Source organism: Neoroseomonas alkaliterrae (assembly GCF_014199195.1).
Lineage (GTDB): Bacteria > Pseudomonadota > Alphaproteobacteria > Acetobacterales > Acetobacteraceae > Neoroseomonas > Neoroseomonas alkaliterrae.
In genome coordinates this window covers 565,975-580,969 of the sequence record NZ_JACIJE010000001.1, presented here as the reverse complement: position 1 = coordinate 580,969, position 14,995 = coordinate 565,975, and the positions used below count along the sequence as shown (strand labels likewise).

15 protein-coding genes and 1 pseudogene are annotated in these 14,995 nt (G+C 73.5%); 5 read left to right on the top strand and 11 right to left on the bottom strand.

Annotated features, from left to right (window positions below; all coding sequences use genetic code 11):
• Nucleotides 1-9 precede the first annotated feature (9 nt).
• From FHS88_RS02775 to FHS88_RS02760, 4 genes and pseudogenes are all read left to right on the top strand, one after another.
• Complete coding sequence (locus FHS88_RS02775; RefSeq protein ID WP_184481044.1) at nucleotides 10-1,047, top strand: hemin-degrading factor; 1,038 nt, start codon at nucleotides 10-12, stop codon at nucleotides 1,045-1,047.
• Nucleotides 1,047-1,922 carry a heme/hemin ABC transporter substrate-binding protein gene (locus FHS88_RS02770; RefSeq protein WP_184481042.1) on the top strand — a complete coding sequence of 292 codons (876 nt, stop codon included), beginning with the start codon at nucleotides 1,047-1,049 and terminating at the stop codon, nucleotides 1,920-1,922. Before FHS88_RS02775 ends, FHS88_RS02770 begins: the two co-directional genes overlap by 1 nt.
• On the top strand, nucleotides 1,919-2,989 hold the full coding sequence (locus FHS88_RS02765) for a FecCD family ABC transporter permease (protein WP_184481041.1): 1,071 nt from the start codon (nucleotides 1,919-1,921) through the stop codon (nucleotides 2,987-2,989). The genes FHS88_RS02770 and FHS88_RS02765 overlap by 4 nt, the downstream gene beginning before the upstream one ends.
• 26 nt (nucleotides 2,990-3,015) lie before the next feature.
• A pseudogene (locus FHS88_RS02760) lies at nucleotides 3,016-3,756 on the top strand (heme ABC transporter ATP-binding protein); the annotation flags it as partial.
• Between the two features lie 200 nt (nucleotides 3,757-3,956).
• Here the strand turns inward: FHS88_RS02760 and FHS88_RS02755 are convergent.
• From FHS88_RS02755 to FHS88_RS02735, 5 genes are all read right to left on the bottom strand, one after another.
• Nucleotides 3,957-4,862, bottom strand: coding sequence for an EamA family transporter (locus FHS88_RS02755; RefSeq protein ID WP_184481037.1), 906 nt, complete (start codon nucleotides 4,860-4,862; stop codon nucleotides 3,957-3,959).
• On the bottom strand, nucleotides 4,862-6,013 hold the full coding sequence (locus FHS88_RS02750) for a mandelate racemase/muconate lactonizing enzyme family protein (protein ID WP_184481035.1): 1,152 nt from the start codon (nucleotides 6,011-6,013) through the stop codon (nucleotides 4,862-4,864). The genes FHS88_RS02755 and FHS88_RS02750 overlap by 1 nt, the downstream gene beginning before the upstream one ends.
• 138 nt (nucleotides 6,014-6,151) lie before the next feature.
• A complete protein-coding gene (locus FHS88_RS02745) occupies nucleotides 6,152-6,949 on the bottom strand; it encodes a methyltransferase domain-containing protein (RefSeq protein WP_184481033.1) in 798 nt (265 codons plus the stop codon).
• A 5-nt stretch (nucleotides 6,950-6,954) separates the two neighbouring features.
• Nucleotides 6,955-7,428, bottom strand: a complete 474-nt coding sequence (locus FHS88_RS02740) for an L-2-amino-thiazoline-4-carboxylic acid hydrolase (protein WP_184481031.1) — start codon at nucleotides 7,426-7,428, stop codon at nucleotides 6,955-6,957.
• Between the two features lie 64 nt (nucleotides 7,429-7,492).
• Nucleotides 7,493-7,879, bottom strand: a complete 387-nt coding sequence (locus FHS88_RS02735; protein WP_184481029.1) for a hypothetical protein — start codon at nucleotides 7,877-7,879, stop codon at nucleotides 7,493-7,495.
• Between the two features lie 166 nt (nucleotides 7,880-8,045).
• On the opposite strand from FHS88_RS02735, the gene FHS88_RS02730 reads away from it, so the two are divergent.
• Nucleotides 8,046-8,843: a DUF805 domain-containing protein gene (locus FHS88_RS02730; protein ID WP_184481027.1), complete on the top strand. Its 798-nt coding sequence runs from the start codon at nucleotides 8,046-8,048 to the stop codon at nucleotides 8,841-8,843.
• 198 nt (nucleotides 8,844-9,041) lie between these two features.
• Here FHS88_RS02730 and FHS88_RS02725 read toward each other — a convergent pair whose 3' ends face one another.
• The 6 genes from FHS88_RS02725 to FHS88_RS02700 all read right to left on the bottom strand — a co-directional run bounded on the left by FHS88_RS02725 (nucleotide 9,042) and on the right by FHS88_RS02700 (nucleotide 14,980).
• Nucleotides 9,042-10,436: an amidase family protein gene (locus FHS88_RS02725; RefSeq protein WP_184481026.1), complete on the bottom strand. Its 1,395-nt coding sequence runs from the start codon at nucleotides 10,434-10,436 to the stop codon at nucleotides 9,042-9,044.
• A 100-nt stretch (nucleotides 10,437-10,536) separates the two neighbouring features.
• The gene (locus tag FHS88_RS02720) at nucleotides 10,537-11,709 is read right to left on the bottom strand and encodes an acyl-CoA dehydrogenase family protein (protein WP_184481024.1); all 1,173 of its coding nucleotides are present in this window, start codon (nucleotides 11,707-11,709) and stop codon (nucleotides 10,537-10,539) included.
• Between the two features lie 3 nt (nucleotides 11,710-11,712).
• On the bottom strand, nucleotides 11,713-12,480 hold the full coding sequence (locus tag FHS88_RS02715) for an enoyl-CoA hydratase/isomerase family protein (RefSeq protein WP_184481022.1): 768 nt from the start codon (nucleotides 12,478-12,480) through the stop codon (nucleotides 11,713-11,715).
• Complete coding sequence (locus FHS88_RS02710) at nucleotides 12,477-13,544, bottom strand: acyl-CoA dehydrogenase family protein (protein ID WP_184481020.1); 1,068 nt, start codon at nucleotides 13,542-13,544, stop codon at nucleotides 12,477-12,479. Before FHS88_RS02710 ends, FHS88_RS02715 begins: the two co-directional genes overlap by 4 nt.
• A gap of 87 nt (nucleotides 13,545-13,631) precedes the next feature.
• Nucleotides 13,632-14,273, bottom strand: a complete 642-nt coding sequence (locus tag FHS88_RS02705) for a 3-oxoacid CoA-transferase subunit B (RefSeq protein WP_184481018.1) — start codon at nucleotides 14,271-14,273, stop codon at nucleotides 13,632-13,634.
• A gap of 26 nt (nucleotides 14,274-14,299) precedes the next feature.
• Nucleotides 14,300-14,980 (bottom strand): 3-oxoacid CoA-transferase subunit A, encoded by a 681-nt coding sequence (locus FHS88_RS02700; RefSeq protein WP_184481016.1) that lies wholly within the window; start codon nucleotides 14,978-14,980, stop codon nucleotides 14,300-14,302.
• Nucleotides 14,981-14,995: the final 15 nt, after the last annotated feature.

The following is a 14,995-nucleotide window of genomic DNA, read 5'->3' as shown; positions in this document are numbered from 1 at the left end:
CCATCACCCATGCCATCCATCGCCGACCGCTATGCCGCGCTGACCAGCGAGGCCGGCAAGCCGCTGCGCGCGCGCGACGCCGCCGAACGCCTGGGCGTGACCGAGGCCGCGCTCGTCGCCTCCGGCGCCACCGGCCCGGCCACGCCGCTGCGCCCGGACTGGGCGCGGCTGATCGCGGCCATGCCGGCGGCCGGCCGCATTATGGCGCTGACCCGCAACGAGCATGCGGTCCATGAGCGCAAGGGGCGCTTCGAAGATGTCTCCTCCGGCCCCGGCCACATCCTGGTGCTCGGCCCGGACATCGACCTTCGCCTGTTCCCCGGCCGCTGGGCGCATGCCTACGCGCTGGGCGGCGAGCGCCCCTCGATCCAGGTCTTCGACAGCGAGGGCATCGCCGCCCTCAAGGTCTTCGCGACCGAGGGCACCGATGCCGATGGCTGGGCGCGCATCATCGCCGACTTCACCGCCGAGGCCGCCGCGCCGCCGCCCGAGGCGCCGCCCGCCCCGGGCCCGGCCGCGGCCGAGAAGGCGGTGGATGCCGCCGCCCTGCGCAGCGACTGGCTGGCGCTGCGCGACACCCACGACTTCTTCCCCATGCTGCGCCGGCACGAGGCCTCGCGCCGCCAGGCCTTCCGTCTCGCGGGGGAGGATCTCGCGCTCGAACTCGCGCCCGAGGCCGGGGCGGATGCGCTGCGCCTCGCCGCGCAGGCGGAGATGCCGGTGATGATCTTCGTCGGCAACCGCTCGGCCATCCAGATCCATACCGGGCCGGTCAAGCGGCTGGTGGACATCCCCGGCTGGTTCAACGTGCTCGATCCCGACTTCAACCTGCATCTGCGCCAGGCCGGCGTCGCCTCCGCCTGGCGGATCGTGAAGCCCACCGAGGACGGCGCCGTCACCTCGATCGAGCTGCTGGACGCGGCGGGCGAGGTGGTCGCGCTGATCTTCGGCGCGCGCAAGCCCGGCAAGCCCGAGCGCGCGGACTGGCGCGCCATCGCCGCCCGCATCGCCGAAAGCCACGCGCGGACGCGCGAGGCGGCGGCATGATGCTGCCCCGCCGCGCGCTCGCCGCGCTCGCCGCCACGCTGCCGCTGCGCCCCGCGCGCTCGGATATGGCGGGGCCCGCGCGCATCGTCTCGGTCGGCGGGGCGGTGACGGAGACGGTCTTCGCCCTCGGCGCCGGCGCGCGGGTGGTCGCGACGGACAGCACGAGCCTCTTTCCTGCCGCCGCGCGCGCGCTGCCCAAGGTGGGCTATTTCCGCGCCCTCGCGCCGGAGGGCCTGCTCTCGCTCGGGGCCGACCTGATCCTGCTCTCGTCGGATGCCGGGCCGCCGCAGGCGATCGAGGTGCTGCGGGCCGCGGGCGCGCCGCTGCATGTCGTGCCCGAGGCGCAGGACGGGCCCGGGATCGCGCGGCGCGTGCGCGATGTCGCCGCGGCGCTGGGGCTCGACGGCGCGCCGCTCGCCGGGGCGGTGCTGGACGACTGGCGCGCCCTCGATGCGCCGGTCGCGGCGCTGCCGCCGGTGCGCGCGATCTTCGTGCTCTCGGCCGCGCGCGGCGCGCCGCTGGTCGCGGGCGGGCGCACCCACGCCGATGCCATGCTGCGCACGGCCGGCGCGGTGAACGTGGTGCGCGGCTTCGACGGCTATCGCCCCCTCTCGGCCGAGGCGGCGGCCGCGCTCGCGCCCGAGGCGGCGGTGATGATGGCCCATGTGATCGAGGAGGCGGGCGGGCCCGACGCCTTGCTGCGGCTGCCCGCCTTCGCGGTCACGCCGCTGGCGCGCAGCCGGCGCGTGGTCGGCATGGACGGATCCTACCTCCTCGGCTTCGGGCCGCGCGCGGCGCATGCGCGGCGAGATCTCGCGCGCCTGCTGCATCCGGGCGCGACGCTGCCCGACCTGCCCGCGCGGGCCTGGACATGAGCGCGAGCCTCGCCGCTCCGCTCCCGCGCGAGAGGCGCGCGCTCGCCCTGCTGCCGCTCGGGCTGCTGGTGCTCGCGGGCGCGATGCTGGCGGGCGTGCTGCTGGGGCCCGCGCGCATCTCGGCCGCTGGGCTGTTCGCGACGCTGGCCGACGCGCTGGGCCTCGCGCCGCTGCCGGCGGAACATGCGCGCGATGCGGCGGTGCTCGGCGTGGTGCGGGCGCCGCGCGTGCTGATGGCCGCGCTGATCGGCGCGGGGCTCGGCGCCGCGGGGGCGGCCATGCAGGGACTGTTCCGCAACCCCCTCGCCGATCCCGGGCTGATCGGTGTCTCGGCCGGGGCGGCGCTGGCGGCGGTGGCGGCCATCGTGCTCGGCGGCAGCCTCTTCGGCGCGGCGGCCGGACTCGTCGGGCTGTGGCTGCTGCCGCTCGCGGCCTTCGCGGGCGGGCTGCTGGCGACGCTGCTGATGGCTCGGCTCGGCACGGTCGGCGGCGTGGCTTCGGTGGCGACACTGCTGCTCGCGGGTGTCGCGGTCAACGCGCTCGCGGGCGCGCTGACCGGGGTGCTGGTGTTCATGGCCGATGACCGGCAGGTGCGCGACATCACCTTCTGGACGCTGGGCAGCCTCGCCGGCGCGCGCTGGGCGCAGCTGCCGGTGGTGCTGGCGCTGGTGGGCGTGCCATTGCTGCTGCTCTGCGCGCTGGCGCGGCCGCTGAACGCGCTGCTGCTGGGCGAGGCGGAGGCCTTCCATCTCGGCGTGCGGGTGGAGGCGGTCAAACGCCTCGCCGTGGTGCTGGCGGCCGTCGCGGTGGCGGCGGGGGTGGCCTTCACCGGGCTGATCGGGTTCGTGGGGCTGGTGGTGCCGCATCTGGTGCGGCTCGGCTTCGGGGCGGATCACCGGCTTGTGCTGCCGGGAGCGGCGCTGCTGGGCGGCGCGCTGCTGGTCCTTGCGGATCTTGCGGCGCGCAGCCTCGCCGCGCCGGCGGAACTGCCGGTGGGCGTGGTCACGGCGCTGCTCGGCGCACCCTTCTTCCTGTGGCTGCTGCGGCGGCGGGGGGCGGGCGCGTGATCGCAGCCGAGGGCGCGACCTTCCGCGCCGGCCGGCGCGCGCTGCTCGCCGATGTCTCGCTCGCCCTCGCGCCGGGGGAGGTGGTGGCGGTGGTCGGGCCGAATGGGGCGGGCAAGTCCACGCTGCTGCGGCTGATGGCCGGCGAGGCGGCACCCGCGGCCGGGCGCGTGGCCTGCGAGGGGCGCGCGCTCGCGGCCTGGCATCCCCTGGCGCTCGCGCGGCGGCGCGCGGTGGTCAGCCAACATGTCGCGCTCGCCTTCCCGATGCGCGCGGCCGATGTGGCGGGGCTCGGGCGGCTGCCCTGGCATGGCACGCCGGAGGCCGCGCGCGATGCCGCGGCGGTGGAGCGCGCGCTGGCCGCGGCGGGCGTGGCGCATCTCGCCGGCCGGGCCTATGCCACGCTGTCGGGTGGCGAGCGGCAGCGCGTGCAGATCGCGCGCGCGCTCGCGCAGCTCGACGGCGCGCCGCGCCCGGCGGCGCTGCTGCTGGACGAGCCGACGGCGAGCCTCGATGCGCGGCACGCGGCGGCGCTGCTTGCCCTGGTGCGTCGCCTCGCCGCCGGCGGCCTCGCGGTGATGGTGGTGCTGCACGACCTGAACGAGGCCGCCTTCGTCGCCGACCGCATCGCCGTGCTGGCGGAGGGCCGGCTCGTCGCCTGCGATGCGCCGGGGCGCGTTCTCACCGCGCCGGTGCTGGAAGGTGTCTATGGGATCGGCTTCCGGGTCGAGCAGGGCGGGATCCTGCCGCGCTATGCGGAGTGCTGTTGATGCACGCGCTCAGCCGCTGCGGCCGGAGGGCGCGCGGAAACGGCAGGGCCTCCGCGAGCCTCCATGCCACTAGGCGACAGTCCGACGCCTCGTGCCGCCGCAAGCGCGGCGTCGGCTTGGTGGCGGCCCGCGATGCCGGCGGGCGATGCCCGGCGGCCGTGAAGGACGCCGTATCCGGCCATGCCCGCGCGCCGCGGGCCTCACCGCCCCAGCAGCACCAGCACCACGCCCGACACCACCACCAGCGCACCGGCCACGTCCGAGCGCTTCATCCGTTCCTTCAGGAAGAAGCGGCTGAACAGCAGCGTGAACAGGATCTCCACCTGCCCCACCGCGCGTACCAGCGCGACCGGCGCATGGGCGAAGCCCGTGAACCAGCAGGCCGAGCCGAGCGCGGAGAGCGCACCCACCTGCGCCGAGGACCGCCAGCTGCGGAACAGCATCGGCACCGAGGCCGGCTCGCGCGCCGCCAGCCACGACCCCTGCATCAGCGTCTGCATGGCGTTGATGACAACCAGCGTCTCGAGCGCGCGCAGCGTCGCGTCCGGGCCGTCGAGTTCCGCCGTCGCGGCGCGGATGGCGATGGCGCAGAGCGCGAAGGCAAGCCCGGCGCCAAGGCCGTAGAGCGCCGAGGGCTGGCGCGTCGCCGCCGCCGCCTCCCGCAGCGAGGAGACGCGCCCGGCCAGCGAGAGATAGAGCGTGCCCCCGACCGAGACTGCGATGCCGAGCCAGGCGAGCGCGCCGAAGCCCTCGCCGAGGAAGACCAGGGCGATCAGCGCGGCCTGCACCGCCTCGGTCTTGGAATAGGCGGTGCCGACCGCGAATCCGCGCTGCGCGAAGGACATGATCAGCAGGTTGGTGCCGATGATCTGCCCCAGCCCGCCCAGCGCGCAGTAGAGCAGATACATCCCCGTGGGTGCCGAGAGGCTGCCGCCGACCAGCGCGAGATAGAGCGCGACCAGCAGTACGCCGACCGGCACGCCGTAGAGGTAGCGCACCACCGCCGCCGCATTGACCGACATCTGCCCGCGCAGCCGCTGCTGGAGCGCGGTGCGCCAGGTCTGGAACAGCCCGGCGAGCAGCGTCGCGGCGACCCAGACCGGCATCAGCCCAGCCGCGGATCCAGCCAGGGGACCGGCATCTCCTGCCAGGGCGCGAGGCGCGCGGCGGCCTCGTCGAGCGCGACGCCGAGGCCGGGTGCTGCCGGCAGCCGCGCCGCGCCCTGGACGAAGCGCAGATCCTCCCCGCTGACGAGGGTGAAGAAGCGCCCGGTCTCGCCGAACTGCACCTCGAGCGGCAGCAGGTTCGGCAGCGTCGCGCAGAGATGCACCGAATGGGCGTGGCAGACCGGCCCGGTCGGGTTGTGCGGCGCGATCTCGATGCCCGCGGTCTGCGCCAGCGCGGCGATGCGGCGGATCTCGTCGTGCCCGCCGGCGTATTTGATGTCGGGCATCAGCACGTCGTAGCAGCCGGCCTCGATCACGGCGCGATAGGCGCCGAGGCCGGCGAGCGTCTCGGCACCCGCGAGCCGCATCCCGCGCTCATTCGCCAGGGACCGGATGCGGCGGAGCGCGGCGTGGTTCGCCTCGGCCACCGGGCATTCCAGCCAGAACAGGCCGAAGGGCGTGACATCGCGCACGAGCCGCGCCGCCCCGCCGGCGGAGAAGCGCCAATGCGCGTCCACCATCACATCCACCGCGGGCCCGACCGCCTCGCGCACCGCGGCGATGCGCGCGAGGCCCCGCTCATAGGCCGCGCGCTGGGCGGGATCGGCGGCGTCCTCCCAGACCAGCGGCTCGAAGGGGGCGAGCTTGACGGCGGCGAAGCCCTCGGCCACGGCACGCCGCGCCGCGGCGGCGAAGCCTTCCGGCGTGCGCGGGTTCGCGCCGCGATTGATGTTCGCGTAGAGCGGCACCGCATCGCGCAGCGCGCCGCCGAGCAGCGCATGGACGGGCCGCCCCGCCTCCTGCCCCGCGAGATCCCACAGCGCCTGCTCGAAGGCCGAGAGCACGGCATGGGCGACGAGCCCGCCCGGCGCGTGCGGCAGCAAGCGCGCGAGGCGGTTGCGCTCGCGCGCATCCCGCCCCGCCACCGCCGCGCCGAGCCGCGCCGCCTCGGCGCCGAGCAGCGCTTCCTGGTCGGCCAGCGTGCATTCGCCGAGACCGGTGCGCCCGCATTCGGTGCGGACCAGCAGGAAGCACCAGTTGGTCCTGGGCGTGACATTGACGCCGAGGAAGTCGAGTGCGGCTATCCGCATGCGTGGCGCGCGGCCTGTGCGGTGCGCCGCGCCGCCGCGCCCCGGGCAGGGGGCGCCGGTGCGGCGGCGGGGCTGTGGCGTCGGGTCATGCGGGGCTCCCTCGGGCGGTGGCGAGCGTGGCGCGAACCGCGCCGCGCATCAATGCCGCGGCACGCGGCCGGTCGCGAGGCGCGCCACCGCGACGAAGGAACGCGGGCCGTCGGGCGCGCCGGCGAGATAGGCGCGGCGGGTCAGCGCCTCGACGCGCGCGCGGCGGGCCTCGTCGAGCGCGGCGATGTAGGCGCCGGCGATGCCCTGTCCGGTCAGCCAGGGCTGCCAGAGGTCGTCGAAATCCGCGAAATCCTGGCGGATGGCGAGGTCGCGTTCCGCCACCCCTTCGAGGCCCGCGCCTTCCAGCAGGGCCGAAAGGCGCCCCGGCGAGCCGACGGAATCGCCGAGATAGCGCGCGCGGAACGCCTCGCCGTCGGGCTCGGTCGCGGCGATGCCGTCGGCGAAGGCGCGCAGGAAGGGAAAGCCGCCGACGAAATCCCACATCGCCGCCGCGACGAGCCCGCCCGGGCGCGTGACGCGCGCCATCTCGGCCACGGCGGCCGTGCGGTCGGCGACGAATTGCAGCACGAGCAGTGAGATCGCCGCGTCATGGGCCGCATCGGGTTCGGCGAGCCGCACAAGGTCGCCTTGACGGAAGGTCGCACCCGGCACGCGGGCGCGCGCGGCGGCGAGGAAGGGCTCGCTGACATCCACCCCGGTGATGCGCGCGGCGGGGTCGCGCGCCGCGACCGCTTCCGCGAGCGCGCCGGTGCCGCAGCCGGCATCGAGCACTGCCGCGCCGCGCGGCAGGTCCAGCACGTCGAGCAGCCGCGCCGCGAGCAGCCGGCTCCAGCGGCCCATGCTGCGCTCATAGGCCTCGGGCAGCGTCGCGACGTAGCCGGACACGCGGGCTACTCCTCCATCGTGTAGCGGAAGTCGCAATGCGTGGCGCCGCCCATGATGGTCTGGCTGCGCTCGAGCTTCAGCTTCGGGTGGTAGCCCTCGCAGAAGGCGCCGTCGCGGTTGCAGGAGAGCACGGCGCCGAGATCGGCGAGGCCCATCTCGCGATACATCTCGGCATAGCGGCAGCGCGTGACGTTGAAGTCGTAGTGCCGCGCGTCCTTGCGCAGCGTCTCGATGCTGAGGGCATCGCCCTTGGTCCAGAGCGGCTGCAGGGCGATGAAGTGCTCGAGCGTGCCCTCGCCGCCCGGTGCCTCCTTCGCCATCTCCGCCGCCGTCTGCTTCGCCAGCTTGACGACGGCGCGGGAGAGGATGGCCTTGGCCCGCGCCTCGCCGAGCTCGGCCTTCATCTCCTCGTAGATGCCCTTGGCGAAGGCGGCCTCGATGCGCCGCTGCTCCAGGATGCCCAGGCGTTCCTCCGGCATGAAAAAGCCTCCCCGACGGTCAGGCCGGGGAGGCTATCGCGGCGCGGCGCCGGCCGCGAGCGGATCAGCGCGCGAACATGCCGGAGTTCGTGACCACGATCTGGCTGGCGCGGCAGATGTCCACGCGGCGCAGCTCCGCCGCACCGCCGCCGAGCCAGGTGATGCGGAAATCGTAGAGGCCGGTGTTCGCCGCGCGCGCGTTCCACACCTGGCCGGGCCGCAGCACGTTCTGGCCGAGCTGGTCCACGCCCCAGTTCGCGAGGCTCGCATGGCTGTACTGCAGCGTCAGCACCGTGCGGGAGGAGTTGTTCACCACCTGGAAGCGCGTGTCGCAGACCGGTGCGGGTGCCACTGCGACGGGCTGCGGCACATAGACGGTCTGCGGCGCGCAGGCCGAGACGGCCGCCGCGCCGGATACGGCGAGCGCGGCAAGTAGCTTGCGACGGAGCATGCGATGCGGTCCCCCTGGACGTCAGGCGCGCCGCCGGGGGCGTGCCCGTGTTTCGACGCCGCGACGTTATGCAACGAAACTCGGCCGGACAAGCGGCCGCGGGCTTGCAAGCCCGCCCCGTCGCATGGTGCTGTGAAGCACTTCCGGGGGCCAGGAGATCGAGGCGATGACGTTCGGGCAATGGCTCAGCTTCCGCGGCCGCATCGGACGCAAGACCTTCTGGCTCGGCTACATCCTGCCGCTCTTCGCGGCGGCGATCGTGGCGAACATCCTCGATTCCGCGCTCGGGCTCGCGCCGCCGCTCGGCGCCGATGCGGTGCCCGCGGACGTGAACGCGCAGGTGGGGCCGATCGGCACCATCGTCTCGGTGCTGTCCATCTGGCCGAGCCTGGCGGGCTCCATCAAGCGCCTGCACGACCGCGACCGTACCGGCTGGTGGATCGGCGCCTTCTACCTGACCAGCATCGGCGCCGCCTTCCTGATGGGGCTCTCGGCCGTGGTCGGCATCTCGGGCGGCGCGGCGGGGGCGGGCGCCTCCGTCATCTTCATCGTCGTCCTCGGCATCGCGCTGCTGGGCTTCGCCATCTGGCTGATCGTCGAGACCGGCTTCCTGCGCGGCACGCCGGGGCCGAACCGCTTCGGCCCCGACCCTCTGGGCGGGATGGGCGGACCGCAATGGCAGCAGCAGGGCGTGCCGCAGCAGGGCTGGCAGCAGCAGCCGCAATGGCAGCAGCCCGGCGCCTGGCCGCCGCAGCAGCCGCCGCAATGGCAACCGCCGCCTGCCCAGGGCTGGCAGCAGCCACCGCCGCCCCAGGGCTGGCAGGGGCCGCCGCCGGGCGGGTATCCGCCGGGCCATGGCCAGCCGCCGCCCGGCTATGGACAGCCTCCGCCAGGGACCGGTGGGCCACCGCTCGGCTATGGCCAGGCGCCGCGCGGCAGCGTGCCGCCGATCCGCCGGGAGTGATGCGGCCAGCCGACGGGCGCGCCCTTCGCCGGTGGGCAGCGGGCGCGGCCGTGCCGCAGGCGAAGGCCGATGCACGATGCCGCGGTCACCGCCCCTGATCGGGTGTTGGCCGCGGGATCCGTCCTGATCGGCTGGCGGGTTCCCCTGGCGCAGGTCGCGGCCGCGCCCCCCTCGGGCCGCGTTCGAACCCGCCCCCCGTCAGGCAGGATCCACCGGCGCGGGCGGCACGCCCGCCGCCTCGATCGCCTCGCCCGCGGCGAGCAGCAGATCCTCCCGGTAGCGGCCGGCGACGAGCTGCACGCCGACCGGCACGGTGCCCACCATCCCGGTCGCCACCGCAAGCCCCGGCAGGCCCATCAGCGGCAGCCCCACCTGCGTGAGCTGCGCCGCCATGATGCGACGGAAGGCCTCGGGGCTCTCGACATCCTCCTGGTCGCGGAAGGGCAGCTCGCCGGAGACGGGCGTGATCGCGACGGGAAAGCGCTCGAAGAACTCCATCCACTGGCGCAGGAAGGTCGCGCGCTTCTGCAGCCCGTCCATGAAGGCGTTGAGGTCCGGCTGCGGACAGAGCGCCTCCATCTCTGCGAACACGAAGGAGGCATCGGGGTCGGCCTCCTTGTGCAGCGCCGCGTTCAGCCCGCGCCGCGATTCCGCGAGCCACAGCATCGCCTGCAGCGCGGCAGGCTCGCGCAGCGGGGGCGCCTCGGCTTCCTCCACCGTCCAGCCGGCGGCTTCGAGGCGCTTCGCGGTGTCGCGCAGCGCCGCCTCGACCGCGGGCTGCAGCGCCATGCCCTCGGGGGCGATGCACAGCGCGGCGCGCTTCGGGGCGGGCGGCCCCTCGAGCGGCACGCCCGCCCACCAGGGGTCGCGGATGTCGCGCGCGGCCATGGCGGCAAGGCCCAGGCGCAGATCGGCGATGGTCCGCGCGATGGGGCCGGAGACGGCCATGATCTGCCCGCCGATGTGACGCTCGGGCCCCGAGGCGTTCCAGGCGGGAATGCGGCCGAGGGTGGGGCGCAGCCCGTGCACGCCGCAGGCATAGGCGGGGTAGCGGATCGAGCCGCCGATATCCGTGCCGTGGCCGATGGCGCCGATGCCCGCCGCCACCGCCGCCGCCGCGCCGCCGGAGGAGCCGCCAGGCGTGATGGACGGATCACGGGGGTTCTTCGTGTGCCCGTGCAGCCCGTTGCGGGTGAACCAGCGCAGCGAGAAGGCAGGCGTGTTGGTGCGGCCGAGGATCACCGCGCCGGCCTTGCGCAGGTTGGCCACGACCGGGCTGTCCTGCTGCGCGATCAGGTCCTTCTGCAGCCGAAGGCCGTTGGTCGTGGCGTAGCCCTGCTGGTCGGCATTCACCTTGATGGTGACCGGAACGCCGGCGAGCGGGCCGGGATCCTCCCCCCGCGCGATGGCGGCATCCACCGCCGCCGCCTGCGCGAGCACATCCTCCGGCCGGTGGTCCACCACGGCGTTGATGCGCGGATTGGCGGCATCGAGGCGCGCCAGCGCGTCGCGCGCCGCCTCGGTGGCGGAGACCTTCTTCGCGCGGATGCGGCGGGCGAGGTCGGTGGCGGGCAGGCGCCAGAGGTCGGTCATGCGGGGAACCCATCGCGGTGAGGAAGGCGCGCGATGGTTCCCCGGCGCGCCCGCGGGGTCAACGCACGGCGCCGCGGAACCGCGCGGCGCCGCCGCCTGTTCATCCCGGCAGCCCGAGCACGTTCTTGGCGAGGATGTTGCGCTGGATCTCGTTCGACCCGCCATAGATCGTCGCCGGCCGCGCCTGGATGTAGAGCCCCGTCGGGTTGAGGTTGCGGTTGCCTTCCATCGGCTCCAGCAGCCCGGCGTTCTCGCCCGCGATCTCCAGCATGGTGTCGGTGATGCGCTGGAAGAGTTCGGTCTGGAACACCTTGAGCATGGAGACGTCCGGCCCCAGCGTCTCGCCGCGGCGCAGCTTGTCCACGAAGGCGCCATAGAGCGACTTCAGGTCCTCGAGGTCGAGCCGCAGCCGCCCGTAGGTCTCCTGGAAGGCCGCATCCTCCCACACGCCCATGCGTTCGGCGAGCTGGCGCAGCCGCGTGAAGGCATAGGCGGACAGGCGCGGGGAGCCGAGGTAGATGCGCTCGAAGGACAGCAGCGCCTTCGCCATGTCCCAGCCTCGGTTCGGCGTGCCCACCAGGTTCTTCGCCGGCACGCGGACGTTGTCGAAGAACACTTCGCAGAACTCGTCGTGGTATTCGAGGTTGATGATTGGCTTCACCGTGATGCCCGGCGTCGCCATGTCCACCAGCAGGAAGGAGATGCCCTCCTGCTTCTTCGCGTTCTTGTCGGTGCGCACCAGCAGGAAGCACCAATTGGCGTCCATCGCCAGCGTGGTCCAGATCTTCTGGCCGTTGACGATGTAGTGGTCGCCGTCGAGCACCGCTTCCGTGCGCAGCGCCGCGAGGTCCGAGCCCGCATTGGGTTCCGAATAGCCCTGGCACCAGATGTGCTCGCCGGAGAGGATCTTGGGCAGGAAGTATTCCTGCTGCTCCGGCGTGCCGTGGTTGATGAGCAGCGGGCCGACCATGACGATGCCGTGGTCGTTGGTGCGCGCGCAGCCGTGGCGCTCGATCTCCTCGGTGAAGATGATCTGCTTCGCGGGGCTGAGGCCGAGGCCGCCGAACTGGCGCGGCCAGCCCGGGCAGAGCCAGCCCTTCTCGGCCAGCTTGAAGTACCAGACCTTGTTCTCCTCCCAATGCAGGCGCTTGGGCGGGTTGCGGAGTTCCGGCGGATAGTTGGCCTCGATCCAGGCGCGGACATGCAGGCGGAACGCCTCGTCCTCCATCTGGTTGAGGTCGGTCGTCTCCCGCGGCGGGATGCTCACGGCCATGGATCAGCCTCCGAATCTGGGCTTGCGCTTCTCGAGGAAGGCGGCGCGGCCTTCCTGGAAGTCGGCGGTGGTGAACAGCAGACCCTGGAAGGTCGCCTCGTCGGCAAGCGCATCGTCCAGCCCCTCCGACAGGATCTTCTTCGTCAGCTCGATCGGCCCCGCAGCCTCGGCGGCGAGGAAGCGCGCCTTCTCCATCGCCACCTCCAGCGCCTTGCCCGGCGGGGCGAGGAAATCCACAAGGCCGATCCTCTCGCCTTCCGGCGCGCCCACGACCTCATGGTAGAACAGGATGCGCCGCGCGCGGCCCACGCCCACGCGGCGGGGCAGGAAATAGGGCAGGCCCATGTCGGACATCAGCCCGATCTTGTGGAAGCCCGCGACGAAGCGCGCATCCTCGGCCGCGACGATGCTGTCGCAGGCGCAGGCCACCGCCATGCCGGCCCCCGCCGCCCAGCCTTCCACGGCCGCGACCAGCGGCTTCGCGCCGCGCGCCATCAGCCGCACCAGCCGGTGCGTGCGGCGCATCCGCTCGCGCCCGTCCAGCGCCGTGCCGACATTCATGTTCGAGATGTCGCCGCCCGCGCAGAAGGTGCCGCCCGCGCCGGTCACGACGATGGCGCGGACCGCGCGGTCCTCGTGCGCGCGCTCGATCGCCTCCTCCAGCGCCTGGCGCACGCCGGGGCCGATTGCGTTCTTGCGCGAGGGATAGTCGATGGTGAGGACGAGGACGTTGCCGTCCATCGCCTCGTGGACGCGCGCGGTCTCGCTCATTCCACATCCTCCGGCTCGAGGGCCATGAAGCGGCGCCGGTGCAGCGTCGCCGAGCCGAACTGGTTCATCAGCACCATGCCGCGCCGCAGATAGAGCCCGACATCGTATTCGTCCGTGTAGCCGATGCCGCCATGGAGCTGGATGGATTGGCGCAGCACGAACATTCCCGATTCCACCGCGCGGTGCTTGGCCTTGGAGACCGCCGCCTGGCGCGCCGCGCCCGCCGCGCCGGAATCGAGCGCCGCCGCGGCGCTCTCCACCGCCGCGCGCGTCAGCGCGATGTGGATCTTCAGATCCGCCGCGCGATGCTGCAGCGCCTGGAAGGTGCCGATGACGCGGCCGAACTGCTGGCGCGTCCTGAGATAGCCGAGCGTGAGGTCGAAGGCGCGCTCCATCAGCCCGAGCATCGCGCCCGCGGTCAGCAGCGCCGCCTCGTCCAGCGCCTGCTCCAGCACCGCGCCGATGTCGTCGCCGATGCGCGTCATGCGCGCGGCGTTCGGGCGCAGCGTGCCGACATGCCCGCCATCCATCGTCTTCTCGAGCACGAGGTCCGCGCCCTCGGCCGGATGCAGGTGCAGCGCGATGCGGTTGCCCTCGCGCACCGGCACGAGGAAGCCCTCCGCACCGCCGGCCATGGGCAGGAAGGAGCGCGGCCCGTCCGGCGTCGCGGGCACGGCGAGGCTGTCCGCCTTCTCCTGCCAGGCGGTCAGGAGCAGCGAGGTTCCCGCCAGCACCGCGCCGAGTTGCGGCGCCTCGGCGGCCGCGAGCAGCCGCGCGGAGAGCATCGCCGGGATCAGCGGCTCGGGCGCGAGGCCGCCCGCAACCTCCTCGGCCAGCGCCACCGCCTCGCTCATGCCGAGGCCGGCGCCGCCGGCCGCCTCCGGCACGGCGAGGCCGATCCAGCCGAGCTCGCCCATCTGGGCCAGCACCGCCTTGTCGTAGCCGGGGTTCTGGAAACGCAGCGCGCGCACGCGCTTGGTGTCGCCGCCGCGCGGGGCAACGGCGCCCGCGCTGTCGCGGATCATGCGGATGGATTCGGATCGGTCGTCGAGTGCCTGGCTCATCTCATCGAGGAACCGGGGGAGGAGAACCTCCCCCGCGCCCCCTCCCTTCTCTGTCTGGGCGCCCCGCCGCCGGCGAGGCGCAGCGGTTCACTGGGTGTGCAGCGGCGCGCCGGTGACGGCCTGGGCCTGCTCGAGCGTGACGCCGGGGGCGAGGTCCACGACCACGAACCCCTTGCCGGGGACGATCTCGAAGACGCCGAGATTGGTGTAGACGCGCTTGACCGCGCCCGGCGTCGTCAGCGGATAGGCGCACTTCTCGACCAGCTTCGGGCGGCCGTCCTTGGTGGTGTGCTCCATGATGACCCAGAGCCGCTTCGCCCCCGCGCCGAGGTCCATCGCCCCGCCGACGGCCGGTGCGCTGTCGTTCTCGCTGGTCGCCCAATTGGCGATGTCGCCGTTCTGCGCGACCTCGAAGGCGCCGAGGACGCAGAGGTCGATGTGCCCGCCGCGGATCATCGCGAAGGAATCCGCATGGTGGCAGTAGGACCCGCCCGGGCGCAGCGTCACCGGCTGCTTGCCCGCGTTCACCAGCCACGGGTCCACCTTGTCCGGCGCCGGGGCGGGGCCCATGCCGAGGATGCCGTTCTCGGAATGGAAGATCACCTCGCGGTCAAGCGGCACGTAGTCGCCGACCATGGTCGGGATGCCGATGCCGAGGTTCACCACCCAGCCTTCCGGGATGTCCTGCGCCAGGCGCGCGGCCATGCCCTTGCGGTCGAAGCCCTGCATTGCTCTCTCCTCTCGCGCCCTAAGGGTTACGCCCAGGCCGGGCCGCGATCCACATGGATCACGCGGTTCACGAAGATGCCCGGCGTGTGCACGTTCTCGGGCACGAGCTCGCCCAGTTCGCGCACATGCATCACCTGCGCGATGGTCAGGTCCGCCGCCATCGCCATCACCGGATTGAAGTTCCGCCCCGACGCCCGGTAGGTCAGGTTGCCCCAGCGGTCGCCCTCCCACGCCTCGATGAGCGCGACATCGCCCTTGAGCGCGTGCTCCATCACATAGGTGCGCCCCTGGAACTCGCGGTGCTCCTTGCCGTGCGCGAGGATGGTGCCGACCGAGGTGGCGGTGAAGAAGGCCGGCACGCCCGCGCCCGCGGCGCGCATGCGCTCGGCCATGGTGCCCTGCGGCACGATCTCCAGCTCGATCTTCCCGGCGCGGTAGAGTTCCTCGAACACGACGGAGCCGGCGCTGCGCGGGAAGGAGCAGATGATCTTCCGCACGCGGCCGAGCTCCATCAGCCGCGCCAGGCCCTGCCGCCCCGTGCCCGCATTGTTGGCCACACAGGTGAGGTCCTTCGCCCCCTGCTCGATCAGCGCCTCGATGAGCTGGTCCGGCTGGCCGACCGCGCCGAAGCCGCCGATCAGCACGGTGGAGCCGTCCTTGATGCCCGCCATGGCATCGGCCATGGACTGCACGATCTTGTTGATCACGTTGCTCTCTCGTCC